We start from the raw sequence: 14,489 nt of genomic DNA, 5'->3' as shown, positions 1-14,489 counted from the left end.
TGTTTATCGGGTATCCATTGTAGCGAAGTATCAGGTTGACAACTGACTAAATAAAGAACGATTACGATAAATAGAGCTTACGCAGATAATGCGGCACCGCATCTTCGGCGTTAGTACCAATCACTTCCAGCTCCGGATGCAGATCTTTCAGACGCTGGTGCGCACTGCCCATAATGCAGCCTTTACCTGCCATCGACAGCATTTCGGCGTCGTTCATCCCGTCACCAAAGGCAATACAATCTTTCAGACTGTAGCCCAGTTTCTTCGCCACCGCTTCCAGGGCATGGCCTTTTGAAACGCCACCCGCCATCACTTCCAGACAAGTTAGGGTAGAGAAGCTGACGTTGACGCGATCGCCCCAACGAGCGTTGATTGCCTGCTCCAGCGGCAGCAGTTGTTCATGAGAATCACAGGTGAAGAACACTTTGCTGACACCTTCCGGCTCCAGTAATCCTGGCTCATACAGCGCATATTTGAACACCGCCTCTTTAAAAAAGCGCATCTCTTCCGGGCGGTGGCGATTCATAAACCATTCGTCGTCGCGATAAACGTTAGTAATGATGTCCGGGTTGTCGTTGACCACGCCAAACAGGTCGCTGGCAATGTCGCGATCCAGGTTATGAGCAAAAATCAGATTGCCATCCAGATCGTGAACGCGCGCGCCATTGGAGGTAATCATGTAAGACTTAATCTCCAGATTATCGCGAATTTGCCCCACATCAACGTGATGGCGACCGGTCGCAAACACAAAGTTAATGCCGCGCGCGGTGAGCAGCTTCAGAGTTTCTTTGGCGTAAGGGGATAACGTATGGTCGGGAGAAAGTAACGTGCCATCTAAATCAGACGCAACAACCTGGTACATAAGAAATTTAAACCTCTGTAGAGCGGTTTCCGCTGGGTGAGTTATGCCTGTTGAAAAAATCAACAATGGCGTGGAGCGCGACTGAGCGCATTGCGTCCTTTTCAAAAAGGATCTCATGGTACGCACCTTTAATTACCAGCGGTCGTCCCCCTTCGACAGGATGGCCCGCAGCGGTGCGGAGTTCACAAAAACGGTCGTGCATGCGGTTATCCACCACGCGTTCCTCTTCAGCCTGTAAGAGAAGCGTTGGCGTGGCGTCATCACCCGCTCCGGCTAACACCTGTTCGCCAGCCAGAATACTTTCGCGTACCCAATGGTAGGTCGGCCCACCGACGCGAATCGTTGGGTCATCAGCATAGAAGCGTAAGTTACGTCGATATCGCTGTCTGCTGTGGGTCAGTACGTTGATAGCAAACGGCAACGCGCGCCAGCGCCCGGTGCCTATTGCATAGCCATCACGGAAACGTGGATGTGCTTCGGCCCAGTTAAGGATCTGCCGCGCCATAAATGACGGCATACGAATCACAATCCCAAACATTGGTGCAGTTAGCGCAATGGCGTCACATACACCTGGATGGCGTTGCAGAAATAACGTGGAGATCGCACCGCCCATCGAATGTGCCAGTATATAGCGCTTACGCCACGGACCGGGCTGGACCTCCTGTTGCCAGAATGCCGCCAGGTCATCGACATAATCATTAAAGCGATTTACGTGGCCAAGGTGAGGATCGGCTAACAGACGCCCGGAACGCCCTTGTCCTCGATGGTCGATGATTAATACATCAAACCCCAGATGAAACAGATCGTAGGCCAGTTCCGCATACTTTACATAGCTCTCAATACGTCCTGGGCAGATAACAATAACGCTATCATGCTGAGCAGCACAAAAACGGACAAAGTGTACTGGAATGTCATCAACGCCGATAAATTCAGCTTCATCGCGCTGACGCCAGAAGTCTGTCAGCGGTCCCATGGTAAAAGCAGCAAACGCGTTTTCTCTTGTTTCCCACTCTTTTTGCTGCTGAAACATCGGGTATCCTGCCTCATTAACCACGTAAAATCGTTTTTTCAGGCGTGTCTGACACAACACAGTGACAGTAGCGTATTGTGGCATAAAAACAGACACACCGGGAGTTTGTCATGACCTTTGAATGGTGGTTTGCCTATCTATTGACGTCAATAATTCTTAGCCTTTCGCCAGGCTCTGGTGCGATTAACACCATGACGACTTCACTCAATCACGGTTATCGTGGTGCGATGGCGTCTATTGCCGGTTTGCAGACGGGGCTGGCAATTCATATTGTGCTGGTTGGCGTGGGTTTAGGAACGCTATTTTCCCGCTCAGTGATTGCGTTTGAAGTGTTGAAGTGGGCAGGCGCAGCTTATTTGATTTGGCTGGGTATCCAGCAGTGGCGCGCTGCTGGCGCAATTGATCTTAAATCGCTGGCCTCAACCCAATCACGCCGACATTTGTTCCAGCGCGCAGTTTTTGTGAATCTCACCAATCCCAAAAGTATTGTGTTTCTGGCAGCACTTTTTCCGCAATTCATCATGCCGCAGCAGCCACAACTGATGCAGTATATCGTGCTCGGCGTCACCACTATTGTGGTCGATATTATTGTGATGATCGGTTACGCCACACTTGCTCAACGGATTGCGTTATGGATAAAAGGGCCGAAACAGATGAAGGCATTGAATAAGATTTTTGGCTCGCTGTTTATGCTGGTAGGAGCGCTGTTGGCATCGGCGAGGCATGCGTGAAAAATAATGTCGGATGCGGCGTAAACGCCTTATCCGACTTACTCTGATGAAGCGTTTGGCATCAACGAGAAATAATCAAATGAATGCCAAATCCGGCAAATAACGCCCCGGCAAAACCATCAATCCACTTCGCCAGACGTTGATAACCACGGCGCATTTGCGGTAGAGCAAACAGGCTGGCAACCACCGTAAACCACGCCAGCGTTTCGACAATAATCAACGCGAAAATGCCCCAGCGCTCAGTGGTGCCGACGTTATCACCAACAAACAATGAGAATACCGAACCAAAGTAGATAATCGCTTTCGGATTGGCGAGATTGGTCAGTAAGCCTTTCAGGAAACTGCGTCCGCTTTTCGCCAGCTCAACCTGTGGCGCAGGTGCAGATACAGCCTCTTTTTTCAGCGCACCGCGTAGCATCTGGTAACCCATCCAGCAGAGATACAGGCCACCGCCAACCATAATCAGCGTATGCAGCCAGGCCATTTTTTCGATAATCAAATGCAGGCCAAGCAGCGCGATACCTGCCCAGACCATTACGCCGCAGGTAATGCCCAGCACGCCCATCATCGCTTCTTTGCGCGAACGGCTAACGGCAGTCTGGGAGACAAAAAAGAAATCGGGACCGGGGCTCATAAGCGCCACGATATGAACCATGGCGACGGTGAGGAATAACATCAACATACAATTGACTCGCGGGGAAATCGTTTACGGAGTCTTCATCCTGGCACTTTTTTATGCTGCTGACTACTCTTCGTCATCGCCATCGACATGCGCACGAATCAGCGCCATAAACGGTTTGCCAAAGCGTTCCAGTTTGCGCATCCCAACGCCGTTAACGCTGAGCATTTCGCTGGCGGTGATTGGCATCTGTTCCGCCATCTCAATCAAGGTCGCGTCGTTAAACACCACGTACGGCGGGACATTGCTTTCATCGGCAATCGATTTACGCAGTTTGCGTAATTTGGCGAACAGTTTGCGATCGTAATTGCCACCGAACGATTTCTGCATCGCTTTCGGTTTGAGCGCCACAATACGCGGCACGGCAAGTTGTAAAGAGGATTCGCCGCGCAACACAGGCCGTGCGGCTTCTGTCAGTTGTAATGCCGAATGCTGGGCGATATTTTGCGTCACAAGGCCGAGATGAATCAGCTGGCGGATCACGCTGACCCAATGTTCATGGCTTTTATCACGGCCCATGCCATAGACTTTCAGTTTGTCATGACCATAGTCGCGGATTCGCTGGTTATTGGCGCCGCGAATCACTTCCACTACATAGCCCATACCAAAACGCTGATTCACACGACCAATGGTGGAAAGCGCAATCTGCGCATCGGTTGAACCGTCGTACTGTTTCGGCGGATCGAGACAGATATCGCAGTTCCCGCACGGCTCCTGCCGCCCTTCGCCAAAGTAGTTCAGCAGCACCAGACGACGACAGGTTTGCGCCTCAGCAAACGCGCCCATCGCATTGAGTTTATGGCGTTCGATATCCTGCAACTGCCCCTGCGGTTTTTCTTCCAGGCAACGGCGCAGCCACGCCATATCGGCCGGATCGTAAAACAGCATCGCTTCCGCGGGCAGGCCATCACGCCCGGCGCGACCGGTTTCCTGATAATAGGATTCGATATTGCGTGGAATATCAAAGTGAACCACGAAGCGGACGTTAGGCTTGTTGATGCCCATGCCGAACGCTACCGTCGCCACCACAATTTGCAGGTCATCGCGCTGGAATTTTTCCTGCACGTCCGCACGGACATCGTTTTCAAGCCCGGCGTGATAAGCCGCTGCGCTGATACCCTTGCTTTGCAGACGCGCGGCGGTGTCTTCTACTTTCGCACGACTATTACAGTAAATAATCCCCGACTTACCGCGCTGTTCCTGCACGTAGCGCATCAACTGATCGAGCGGTTTGAATTTCTCCATCAGCATGTAGCGAATGTTCGGGCGATCAAAACTGCTGATTTGAATCAGCGGATCGTTCAGCCCTAGCAGGCGCACGATATCCTGCCGCGTGGTGTCGTCGGCTGTGGCGGTCAGCGCCATAAATGGCAGCGTCGGGAACCGCTGGCGCAGCTGACCGAGGGCAGCGTATTCCGGGCGGAAATCGTGGCCCCATTGGGAGATACAGTGCGCTTCATCAACAGCTAATAACACCGGATTCCAGTGCGCCAGATGCTCAAGGAAGTTATCCAGCATCAGGCGTTCCGGCGCGATATACAGCAGGCGGATTTGCCCGGTGCGGCAGCCTGTCATTACTTCAAGCTGCTGCTCGCGGGTTTGCGTCGAGTTAAGGCACGCCGCCGCCACGCCGTTGGCCTGTAGCTGGTCCACCTGATCTTTCATCAGTGAAATCAGTGGTGAAACAACCACGGTAAGACCGTTTAGCAGTAAGGCAGGAATTTGATAGCAAAGGGATTTTCCGCCACCAGTGGGCATGACGACCAGGCAATCGCGACCGGAAAGCACGGTGTTGATAATCTCTTCCTGGCCGGGGCGAAACTGTTGGTAGCCAAAGGTTTCTTGTAAAACCTGTTTAGCTCCGGACTCCAGATTCAACACTTCCGCCTGCGCCACATTAACCCCGATTACCTGAAATAAAAACAGGCGCTATTTTCAGCGCCTGCGCGAGAAACTGCAATGCTTTTAGCGTCTGGCTGGATAATGTTGGATGTAAGATTCCAGTTTTGCCAGAATGTTGAAGAAATCATCCTCTGTCAGATCGAACCAGACACTCCATTCTTCACCATCCAGTTCTTCATCCAGCCACTCGTCGCGTCCTGCATCTCTTGCCCGGAGTAAAAATGGAGGGCGAAGTTCACAAGCAAGATTCACGGCAATTCTGACTCGCCCGTCCCAGTGCCCATAACATTCAAGTCCCAGACATGGTTCGGTGAACCACAACCGCACACTGGAGGGTAAACGGCGCTCAGACAATGCAGAGAACCATTCGTGGATCCTCTTAATATCAATGCACTCAAGTGCCGGATCGATTCTGTCGAAGCGTTTATCAGCCTGAGTCAGATTCACCTTCAATAAAAGCCAGTTATCGCTTGCCTCAGGAGACTCATATCCGACGACATCCAGTGTCAAAGTAACGGCCAGCTCACTATTGCTTAACGTAATCATAGCATTTGATTTTTAAACAAAAATTAGGTGCTGGCACTCTACCATGCATTAAAACAGGTCGTTCAGCATAACCCCCACACCCACACGGGTCTGGTTAAAGTTATAGTCGATGAGCGATTCGCCGTAACCGCTGTAAACCTGGGTATAAAGGCGCACATGCCTGGTGATCGGGTAACTTAAGCCTAACTCCGCACCACCGTAACCGGTGTTCCAGTTGTACTGTCCTTTCGCACTCAGCACCGCATCACCCAGGTGATAGCCGATTTTAAGCTGGTAGTAACCCATATATTTGGTGATGTCCGGATTATCGTCCGTATTACCCACCACATACCACGGCTTCACTTCCACCAGCCAGTTGCCGTTTTCTGCCATCAGGCGGGTGTAGATACGGTTCCAGCTACGGGAAGTGGGATCAGAACGCCCGTTAGAGTCGTGGTTATACCCCATCTCCACATCGCGCAACGTCCAACCAGCAAAGCGGTAATCGGTGGCAAAACCGAGGAACAATTGCGGTTCGTAGTTGGTTTCACGAAACGGTGAAGACTCTTTACTGTTAGAAAGCTGCCACCACGATTTCTGCGTGTAAGACGCACCTAATACAGAGTTTGGCCCTAAAATTCCACGCCATAGAGGGAACGCCAGGCTCAACTGGAACTTAACTTCATCCTTACGCGCATTTTCCGACCAGTTATAACTGCTAATCGCTTCTTTATTCAGGTCGCTGGTATCGGTGTAGATGATGTAGTTAGTGTCATAAGGATAGAGCGTGAAAGGATTGTCATGCTCCTGCAACATATTGGCGATAACACTGCCTCGTACCGCTGGTGCATCATGCACTTCTTTCACTGTTGCCTCTTGCGCATTTGCCACCATCGGCAGCATACACACAGGCAACAAGCAGCCCAGTAGAGTCCGCATCGGTCGTGTTCTCCGTAACGAATGATTGAAGATATGAATATTTTATGCGGGCTATTCTACATACTTACCTTGAAGGACGTTAGTTATCCCGTCTTAAAGTAGAAAGCCACAATTAAGAAGCATAAAATCAACATTTCATTAACCAATGAAGTGTAAGGATGATATGTCTGCCGTACTGACCGCTGAACAAGCCCTGAAATTAGTGGGTGAGATGTTTGTTTATCACATGCCATTTAACCGTGCGTTAGGGATGGAACTGGAGCGTTACGAAAAAGAGTTCGCACAGCTGGCCTTTAAAAATCAGCCAATGATGGTGGGTAACTGGGCGCAAAGCATTTTGCACGGCGGGGTCATTGCGTCGGCGCTGGATGTCGCCGCAGGTCTGGTGTGCGTGGGAAGTACCTTAACCCGCCACGAAACCATCAGTGAAGATGAACTACGCCAGCGGCTATCGCGGATGGGGACCATTGATCTTCGCGTCGATTATCTGCGCCCAGGCAGGGGCGAGCGTTTTACTGCTACCAGTAGTCTGTTGCGTGCAGGCAATAAAGTCGCCGTCGCCCGCGTTGAATTACACAATGAAGATCAGCTTTATATTGCCAGTGCCACCGCCACCTATATGGTAGGTTGATAACGTAAAAGCAGGTAAACTGCTTTTACCCATAAAAAATGAGCTTTTCCAATGGATATCAAACAAACGCGGCAGGGCGTATTACTCGCTCTTGCCGCTTATTTTATTTGGGGTATTGCACCCGCGTACTTCAAGCTGATTTATTACGTACCCGCTGATGAGATCCTGACACATCGCGTGATCTGGTCGTTTTTCTTTATGGTGGTGCTGATGAGCATTTGCCGCCAGTGGTCCTATTTAAAAACGCTGATTCAGACACCAAAGAAAATCTTCATGCTGGCAGTCTCTGCCGTGCTGATTGGTGGCAACTGGCTACTGTTTATCTGGGCGGTGAACAATCACCATATGCTGGAAGCGAGCCTTGGTTACTTTATTAACCCGCTGGTGAACATTGTGCTGGGGATGATTTTCCTCGGCGAGCGATTCCGCCGGATGCAATGGCTGGCGGTGATTCTGGCGATATGTGGTGTATTGGTCCAGCTCTGGACTTTTGGTTCGCTGCCAATCATCGCGCTGGGGCTGGCGTTTAGTTTTGCCTTCTACGGCCTGGTACGCAAGAAAATTGCCGTTGAAGCGCAAACCGGCATGTTAATCGAAACCATGTGGCTGCTGCCCGTGGCGGCGATTTACCTGTTTGCTATTGCCGACAGCTCAACCAGCCATATGGGGCAAAACCCGATGTCGCTGAATTTACTGCTGATCGCCGCCGGTATTGTCACCACCGTGCCACTGTTATGTTTTACCGCAGCAGCTACACGCTTACGACTCTCAACATTAGGCTTTTTCCAGTACATTGGGCCGACGCTAATGTTCCTGTTGGCAGTGACGTTTTATGGTGAAAAACCGGGAGCCGATAAGATGGTGACTTTCGCCTTTATTTGGGTAGCGCTGGCAATTTTTGTGATGGATGCGATTTATACGCAGCGTAGAACGTCCAAATAAAAAATAAATATATTCTGAAAAAATATGCCTGCTCTTGCATGAGAGTGGGCATATTGTCATGCTGACAGGAGACTCACACAAGGATGTAAAATTTATGTTGCGTATGTTTATCCCAACATCTAGCGGTAAGATTTCCAGACGCCGTTATATATTTTCATTTATTTTAACAAATTTCATTTTTGCCTTTCTTATTATCTTTTTTAACGATGGTGAAGCAGACTTTCTTGTTATAGTCTCTACTATCGTACTCCATTATCTCGTCATCAACATGAATTGCCAACGACTCCGTGATAGTGGTTTCATATATATAAAAACTTATGTTTTTGGTACATTAGCAGTATATATCATCTCTATCATCACAATGATAGCCGAACATTTTGATTGTTCAGGCAATGGTTCGATGATTTTTTTGATTTGTTATTTTTCTACTTTCAGTATGCTAATGCTTGCACCTACTGATTCATCAAAACAATAGTTATGGAGTATTTATGAGTAAGGAATATATGAACGATGGTTCATTAAGTGAAAAATGGAAATATCGCTTTAGTTTTTATGATCAACATGGCTTTCCTGGATTCTGGGGGGCAACACCAGAATATAAAGCAGCATTTAAAGCATTAAAAGTAAGACAACGATTAACTATTCAAATTAATTTCATTGCTTTCTTCTGTTCCTGGATCTATCTATTTGTTCTGGGTTTATGGAAAAAAGCAATTATAGTTCTATTACTTGGCATTCTATCTCTATTTGTTGGTGCACTAATTGGCGTTAACATTTTGGGAATTGCCGTAGCAGCCTATGTTGCTGTTAACACGAACAAATGGTTTTATGAGAAAGAGGTAAAAGGGTTAAATACCTGGAGCCTTTGAATAACTGGTGGCTTAGCCGGGCTAAACCACCACTCTCGTTTTTTACAACCAGTTCTTCCGTTTAAAGTACAGATACGGTGCCAGGCCTGCGAGGATCATAAAGATAATCGCTGCCGGGTAGCCGAAACTCCACTTCAACTCTGGCATAAACTCAAAGTTCATGCCATAGCTGGAAGCAACCAGCGTCGGCGGCAGGAACACGACGGATACCACCGAGAAGATTTTGATGATGCGGTTCTGCTCGATGTTGATAAAGCCCATAGCCGCCTGCATCAGGAAGTTCACCTTCTGGAACAGGGATTCGTTATGCGGCAGCAGGGATTCGATATCTCGCAGGATTTCACGCGCCTGCTCCAGTTGCCCACCCGGTAAGCGTGCTTTACGCACCAGGAAGTTGAGTGCACGCTGGGTATCCATCAGACACAGGCGAACTTTCCAGCCGATATCTTCCAGCTCCGCCAGTGTGGAGAGCGCCTCGTCGTACTCATCGCCCTGATGCCCTTCCATAATTACCCGGCTCAACTGCTCCAGGTCGCTATAGATATTTTCAATTTCATCTGCCAGCTGTTCGATTTTGGTTTCGAACAGATCCAACAGCAGCTCGTAGGCGTTACCGTCCACCATTGACTGGCTACGGGCGCGCATACGATACAGACGGAATGCAGGCAGTTCACGCTCACGCAGAGTAAACAGACGACCATCACGGATGGTAAATGCCACAGTGGAGTTACCGGCGTGATCTTCCGCATCTTCAAAGAAGAAGAAGGAGTGAATATGCAGGCCGTCATCGTCTTCAAAGAAACGTGCCGATGCTTCGATGTCTTCCAGTTCCGGGCGGGTTGCCAGGCTCTGGCCAAGTTCAGATTGTACGCGCAGTCGCTCGTCGTCATCCGGTTCGACAAGATCAATCCATACTGCATTTACAAGGGGTTGTGACTCTTCGACTTCCAGCCGGGTCAGTCGGTTATTTTCCAGTTGAAATGCGCTCAGCATGACCGGGACTCCCAATGCTTAAAATATCGGACAGTTCGGTGGGCACACAGAAACAAATTGGGTTTCAGACCATTAAACAGCCTGACTCAGCGCGACGGGAAAAATTGAGGTCGCTGACAACCGCTAAGGCTATCAGCAAAAAGGGATAGCCTTAGGAGTTGATCCTGGATGACAGGATAGTGAGCCAGTATCTACTGGGTGTGTCCAAGGCGAATGTCCTCTTAGAGTGATCGTGCGCGCATGTTACGCCAGCAAAATTTTGCCGTCAACACGCAACAGAACACCACAGAACAATAGTTGAACTTCGCGCTTTTTGGTACTCGTCAAGGTCGCTAACAGGATAAAAAAATCCCACATCCAGGACCTATAATGGCGCATCGGCTACTCATTGGTAAAGGAATGATCACCTTGAATCTAAAACGGATTTTTCTCACCCTCACCTTACTTCCCTTGTTTGCTGTTGCCGCTGATGATTGCGCACTCTCAGATCCGGCGCTGACCGTACAGGCGTATACCGTTAATCCTCAAACAGAGCGGGTGAAAATGTACTGGCAAAAAGCCAATGGCGAAGCGTGGGGAACGTTACATGCTCTGCTGGCGGATATTAATAGTCAGAGTCAGGTGCAGATGGCGATGAACGGCGGCATCTATGATGAAAGCTATGCGCCGCTCGGTTTATACATCGAAAACGGTCAGCAGAAGGTGGCGTTAAATCTCGCTTCAGGTGAAGGGAATTTCTTTATTCGTCCTGGCGGCGTGTTTTATGTCGCGGGAGATAAAGTCGGCATCGTTCGTCTGGATGCCTTTAAAACCAGTAAAGAGATTCAGTTTGCGGTGCAGTCAGGGCCAATGTTGATGGAAAACGGCGTAATTAATCCGCGTATTCATCCCAACGTCGCCTCACGTAAAATTCGTAACGGTGTTGGGATTAATAAACAAGGGAACGCCGTGTTTTTGTTGAGCCAGCAGGCGACAAATTTTTATGATTTTGCCTGTTATGCCAAAGCGAAACTGAACGTTGAGCAGTTGCTTTATCTTGATGGCACAATTTCACATATGTATATGAAAGGCGGGGCAATCCCGTGGCAACGCTATCCTTTTGTCACCATGATTTCCGTCGAGCGGAAAGGTTAAGTATTGTACACTCGAGGAGGCCAGACAAACTGGGACTGGCTACACAGCTGGAAAATCATCAGATAAATGAAGGGAAACAAAAATGAAAAAAACGCTCGCAACGTTATTTTTATTAACGTGTCTGGGATCATCATCCGCCTATGCGGATAACGCTTTGATTTTACAAACGGATTTTAGCCTGAAAGATGGCGCCGTCTCGGCGATGAAAGGGGTCGCTTTCGGCGTGGACCATAATCTTAAAATATTTGATTTAACACACGAAATTCCACCGTATAACATCTGGGAAGGCGCTTACCGCCTGTATCAGACCGCCAGTTACTGGCCGCAAGGTTCGGTGTTTGTTAGCGTGGTCGATCCGGGCGTAGGCACTGACCGTAAATCGGTGGTGCTAAAAACCAAAAACGGTCAGTACTTCGTTTCACCCGATAACGGTACGCTCACTTTGGTGGCACAAACTCTGGGTATTGATAGCGTCCGGGAAATCGACGAAAAAGCTAACCGCCTGAAAGGTTCTGAAAAGTCATATACCTTCCACGGTCGTGACGTGTATGCCTACACCGGTGCGCGTCTGGCTTCCGGGGCGATTACGTTCGAGCAGGTGGGGCCAGAGCTTCCTGCAAAAGTTGTCGAACTTTCTTATCAGAAAGCCAAAGCAACAAAAGGTGAAGTGAAGGGCAATATCCCGATTCTCGATATTCAGTATGGCAACGTCTGGAGCAATATCAGCGACGAGTTGCTGAATCAGGCAGGAATCAAACTCAACGACACGTTGTGTGTGACCATTTCCGAAGGTTCCCAGAAAAAATACGAAGGGAAAATGCCGTATGTCGCAAGCTTCGGCGATGTGCCGGAAGGCCAGCCGATGGTGTATCTGAACAGCTTGTTGAATGTTTCCGTGGCGCTGAATATGGATAATTTTGCGCAGAAACATCAGGTTGCGTCTGGTGCTGACTGGAATATTGATGTGAAGAAGTGCGCTAAGTAAGGTGCTGATGCGGGATGCGGTGTGGCGCACCGTATCCCGCAACGGAATCGTAAATTACACCGTCTCCAGCCGGGCGTAAGCCGCCACCAGCCATTTAATACCCTGGCCCTGAAATGCCACCTGCAAACGACTATGTTCGCCGCTGCCTTCCATATTGACGATAGTCCCTTCACCAAACTTGGCGTGTCGTACGCGCTGGCCGAGTTTGTAACCGCTGTCGTTCTCAACCATCGGCGTACCCATACGCTGATGGCTGACCGGGCGGCTTACCGTAGCGCGTAAACGCACCTCTTCCACACACTCTTCCGGCAACTCGCCAATAAAACGCGACGGGCGATGGTAAACCTCTTTGCCATACAGACGCCGGGTTTCCGCGTAGGTCAGCGTCAGTTTCTGCATCGCGCGGGTTACGCCAACGTAGGCCAGACGGCGTTCTTCTTCCAGACGCCCGCCTTCATCCAGCGACATCTGGCTTGGGAACATGCCCTCTTCCATACCGACAATAAACACCTGCGGGAATTCCAGACCTTTCGCCGAGTGTAGCGTCATCAGCTGTACCGCATCCTGCCAGGTATCCGCCTGCCCTTCACCCGCTTCCAGTGCCGCATGGGAGAGAAACGCCTGCAAAGGCATTAAGTCTTCGTCTTCTTCGTTGTAGCTGAACTGGCGCGTTGCCGTCACCAGTTCCTCTAAGTTTTCGATACGTGTCTGGCCTTTTTCCCCCTTCTCCTGCTCGTACATGGTGCGCAGGCCGGAGTCTTTAATTACCCGGTCAGTCTGTACATGCAGCGGCATATCGGCAGTTTCTTGCGCTAAGGCGTCGATCAGTTCCATAAACCGTTGCAAAGCGCTGGCAGCACGTCCGGCGAGGGCTTTTTCCTGCAACAGTTCACGACATGCCTGCCACAGTGTTAACTGGCGATCGCGCGATGTCTGACGCACCACGTCCAGCGTCCGGTCACCAATACCCCGCGTTGGCGTATTGACCACGCGCTCAAAGGCCGCGTCGTCGTTGCGGTTGGCAATCAGGCGCAGATACGAGAGCGCATCTTTGATTTCCTGGCGTTCGAAGAAGCGCATCCCGCCGTAAATACGGTACGGCATACTCGCCTGCAACAGTGCTTCTTCCAGCACGCGCGACTGGGCGTTGCTGCGATAGAGAATGGCGCACTCGGCGAGCGCCCCGCCGTTGTCCTGCCAGGTCTTGATGCGGTTAACAACAAAACGCGCTTCGTCGAGTTCGTTAAAAGCGCAATAGAGGGAAATCGGCTCACCGTCCGCGCCATCGGTCCACAACTTTTTACCCAGACGCCCGTTATTGTTTTCAATCAGGGCGTTAGCGGCGCTCAGAATATTGCTGGTAGAGCGGTAGTTCTGCTCCAGACGGATAGTTTCAGCACCGGGGAAATCATTGAGGAAACGCTGAATATTCTCGACCTGCGCCCCGCGCCAGCCGTAGATTGACTGGTCGTCATCACCGACTATCATCACTTTGCCGGTGTCACCCGCCAGCAGGCGGATCCACGCGTACTGAATGTTGTTGGTATCCTGGAATTCGTCCACCAGGATATTGGTAAAACGTTCGCGGTAGTGTTGCAGGATATGCGGCTTGTTAAGCCACAGTTCGTGGGCGCGTAGCAGTAGTTCAGCGAAGTCTACCAGGCCCGCGCGGTCGCACGCTTCCTGATACGCCTGGTACACCTTCTGCCAGGTCTGCTCCACCGGATTACCGTAGCTTTGAATATGATGCGGACGCAGCCCTTCATCTTTCTGGCTGTTGATGTACCACATTGCCTGGCGCGGCGGCCACTGCTTCTCGTCGAGGTTCATGGCTTTGATCAGACGCTTAAGCAGGCGCAGCTGGTCTTCGCTGTCGAGGATCTGGAAATCCTGCGGCAGGTTGGCGTCCATATGGTGCGCACGCAGCAGACGGTGTGCCAGCCCGTGAAAGGTGCCGACCCACATGCCGCCCTGGCTGGTGCCCATCAGTTGCCCGATACGATGACGCATCTCCGCCGCCGCTTTGTTGGTAAACGTCACCGCCATAATCGAATACGGCGAGCAGTTTTCCACGCTCATCAACCAGGCGATACGATGCACCAGTACGCGCGTCTTACCACTGCCCGCGCCCGCCAGCACCAGAAGGTTGCTGCGTGGCGCGGCCACCGCTTCGCGCTGTTTGTCATTAAGGCTGTCGAGCAGGTAAGAAACGTCCATTGGCACCGCCGCGTAAAAATAGGTTGGGCGGAAAAGCGCGACGCCCTCCG

Annotated in this window: 16 protein-coding genes; 7 read left to right on the top strand and 9 right to left on the bottom strand. The window is 50.5% G+C overall.

The window, feature by feature from the left end:
* Positions 1-61: 61 nt before the first annotated feature.
* On the bottom strand, positions 62-862 hold the full coding sequence (gene yigL / locus K0335_RS18800) for a sugar/pyridoxal phosphate phosphatase YigL (protein WP_000285353.1): 801 nt from the start codon (positions 860-862) through the stop codon (positions 62-64).
* Between the two features lie 7 nt (positions 863-869).
* Positions 870-1,892, bottom strand: a complete 1,023-nt coding sequence (gene pldB, locus K0335_RS18795) for a lysophospholipase L2 (RefSeq protein WP_046076502.1) — start codon at positions 1,890-1,892, stop codon at positions 870-872.
* Between the two features lie 110 nt (positions 1,893-2,002).
* On the opposite strand from pldB, the gene rhtB reads away from it, so the two are divergent.
* Positions 2,003-2,623 carry a homoserine/homoserine lactone efflux protein gene (rhtB, locus tag K0335_RS18790; protein ID WP_104920370.1) on the top strand — a complete coding sequence of 207 codons (621 nt, stop codon included), beginning with the start codon at positions 2,003-2,005 and terminating at the stop codon, positions 2,621-2,623.
* 61 nt (positions 2,624-2,684) lie between these two features.
* On the opposite strand, the gene rhtC is transcribed toward rhtB, so the two are convergent.
* The 4 genes from rhtC to pldA all read right to left on the bottom strand — a co-directional run bounded on the left by rhtC (position 2,685) and on the right by pldA (position 6,668).
* On the bottom strand, positions 2,685-3,305 hold the full coding sequence (rhtC, locus tag K0335_RS18785) for a threonine export protein RhtC (RefSeq protein WP_000928829.1): 621 nt from the start codon (positions 3,303-3,305) through the stop codon (positions 2,685-2,687).
* Between the two features lie 63 nt (positions 3,306-3,368).
* The gene (gene recQ / locus K0335_RS18780; protein WP_000035585.1) at positions 3,369-5,198 is read right to left on the bottom strand and encodes an ATP-dependent DNA helicase RecQ; all 1,830 of its coding nucleotides are present in this window, start codon (positions 5,196-5,198) and stop codon (positions 3,369-3,371) included.
* Positions 5,199-5,267: 69 nt separating this feature from the next.
* Positions 5,268-5,750: a hypothetical protein gene (locus K0335_RS18775; protein WP_000631826.1), complete on the bottom strand. Its 483-nt coding sequence runs from the start codon at positions 5,748-5,750 to the stop codon at positions 5,268-5,270.
* Positions 5,751-5,798: 48 nt separating this feature from the next.
* The gene (gene pldA, locus K0335_RS18770) at positions 5,799-6,668 is read right to left on the bottom strand and encodes a phospholipase A (protein WP_001259599.1); all 870 of its coding nucleotides are present in this window, start codon (positions 6,666-6,668) and stop codon (positions 5,799-5,801) included.
* Positions 6,669-6,831: 163 nt separating this feature from the next.
* On the opposite strand from pldA, the gene yigI reads away from it, so the two are divergent.
* From yigI to K0335_RS18750, 4 genes are all read left to right on the top strand, one after another.
* Positions 6,832-7,299 (top strand): acyl-CoA thioesterase YigI, encoded by a 468-nt coding sequence (yigI, locus tag K0335_RS18765; protein WP_001353700.1) that lies wholly within the window; start codon positions 6,832-6,834, stop codon positions 7,297-7,299.
* Between the two features lie 51 nt (positions 7,300-7,350).
* The gene (rarD, locus tag K0335_RS18760; RefSeq protein WP_000351953.1) at positions 7,351-8,241 is read left to right on the top strand and encodes an EamA family transporter RarD; all 891 of its coding nucleotides are present in this window, start codon (positions 7,351-7,353) and stop codon (positions 8,239-8,241) included.
* Between the two features lie 94 nt (positions 8,242-8,335).
* Positions 8,336-8,716, top strand: coding sequence for a protein YigG (gene yigG / locus K0335_RS18755; protein ID WP_024256555.1), 381 nt, complete (start codon positions 8,336-8,338; stop codon positions 8,714-8,716).
* A 13-nt stretch (positions 8,717-8,729) separates the two neighbouring features.
* Entirely contained in the window at positions 8,730-9,110 is a 381-nt protein-coding gene (locus K0335_RS18750; protein ID WP_000032591.1) for a DUF2628 domain-containing protein, read from the top strand.
* Positions 9,111-9,152: 42 nt separating this feature from the next.
* Here K0335_RS18750 and corA read toward each other — a convergent pair whose 3' ends face one another.
* Both corA and ysgD read right to left on the bottom strand, forming a co-directional pair.
* Positions 9,153-10,103, bottom strand: coding sequence for a magnesium/cobalt transporter CorA (corA, locus tag K0335_RS18745; protein WP_000947155.1), 951 nt, complete (start codon positions 10,101-10,103; stop codon positions 9,153-9,155).
* A gap of 151 nt (positions 10,104-10,254) precedes the next feature.
* On the bottom strand, positions 10,255-10,311 hold the full coding sequence (gene ysgD / locus K0335_RS18740; RefSeq protein WP_211180520.1) for a protein YsgD: 57 nt from the start codon (positions 10,309-10,311) through the stop codon (positions 10,255-10,257).
* Between the two features lie 161 nt (positions 10,312-10,472).
* Between ysgD and K0335_RS18735 the strand changes: the two genes are divergently transcribed.
* Both K0335_RS18735 and K0335_RS18730 read left to right on the top strand, forming a co-directional pair.
* On the top strand, positions 10,473-11,237 hold the full coding sequence (locus K0335_RS18735; protein ID WP_104920372.1) for a phosphodiester glycosidase family protein: 765 nt from the start codon (positions 10,473-10,475) through the stop codon (positions 11,235-11,237).
* Between the two features lie 82 nt (positions 11,238-11,319).
* The gene (locus K0335_RS18730; RefSeq protein WP_000751625.1) at positions 11,320-12,222 is read left to right on the top strand and encodes an S-adenosyl-l-methionine hydroxide adenosyltransferase family protein; all 903 of its coding nucleotides are present in this window, start codon (positions 11,320-11,322) and stop codon (positions 12,220-12,222) included.
* 54 nt (positions 12,223-12,276) lie between these two features.
* Here the strand turns inward: K0335_RS18730 and uvrD are convergent, their stop codons facing one another.
* Positions 12,277-14,439, bottom strand: a complete 2,163-nt coding sequence (gene uvrD, locus K0335_RS18725) for a DNA helicase II (protein ID WP_000383407.1) — start codon at positions 14,437-14,439, stop codon at positions 12,277-12,279.
* Positions 14,440-14,489 lie beyond the last annotated feature (50 nt).

The organism is Escherichia sp. GZ89 (genome assembly GCF_019366485.1).
Classification (GTDB): Bacteria; Pseudomonadota; Gammaproteobacteria; order Enterobacterales; family Enterobacteriaceae; genus Escherichia; species Escherichia fergusonii.
Note: the sequence above shows the minus strand (reverse complement) of the source record. Positions and strands in the feature narration are given on the sequence as shown.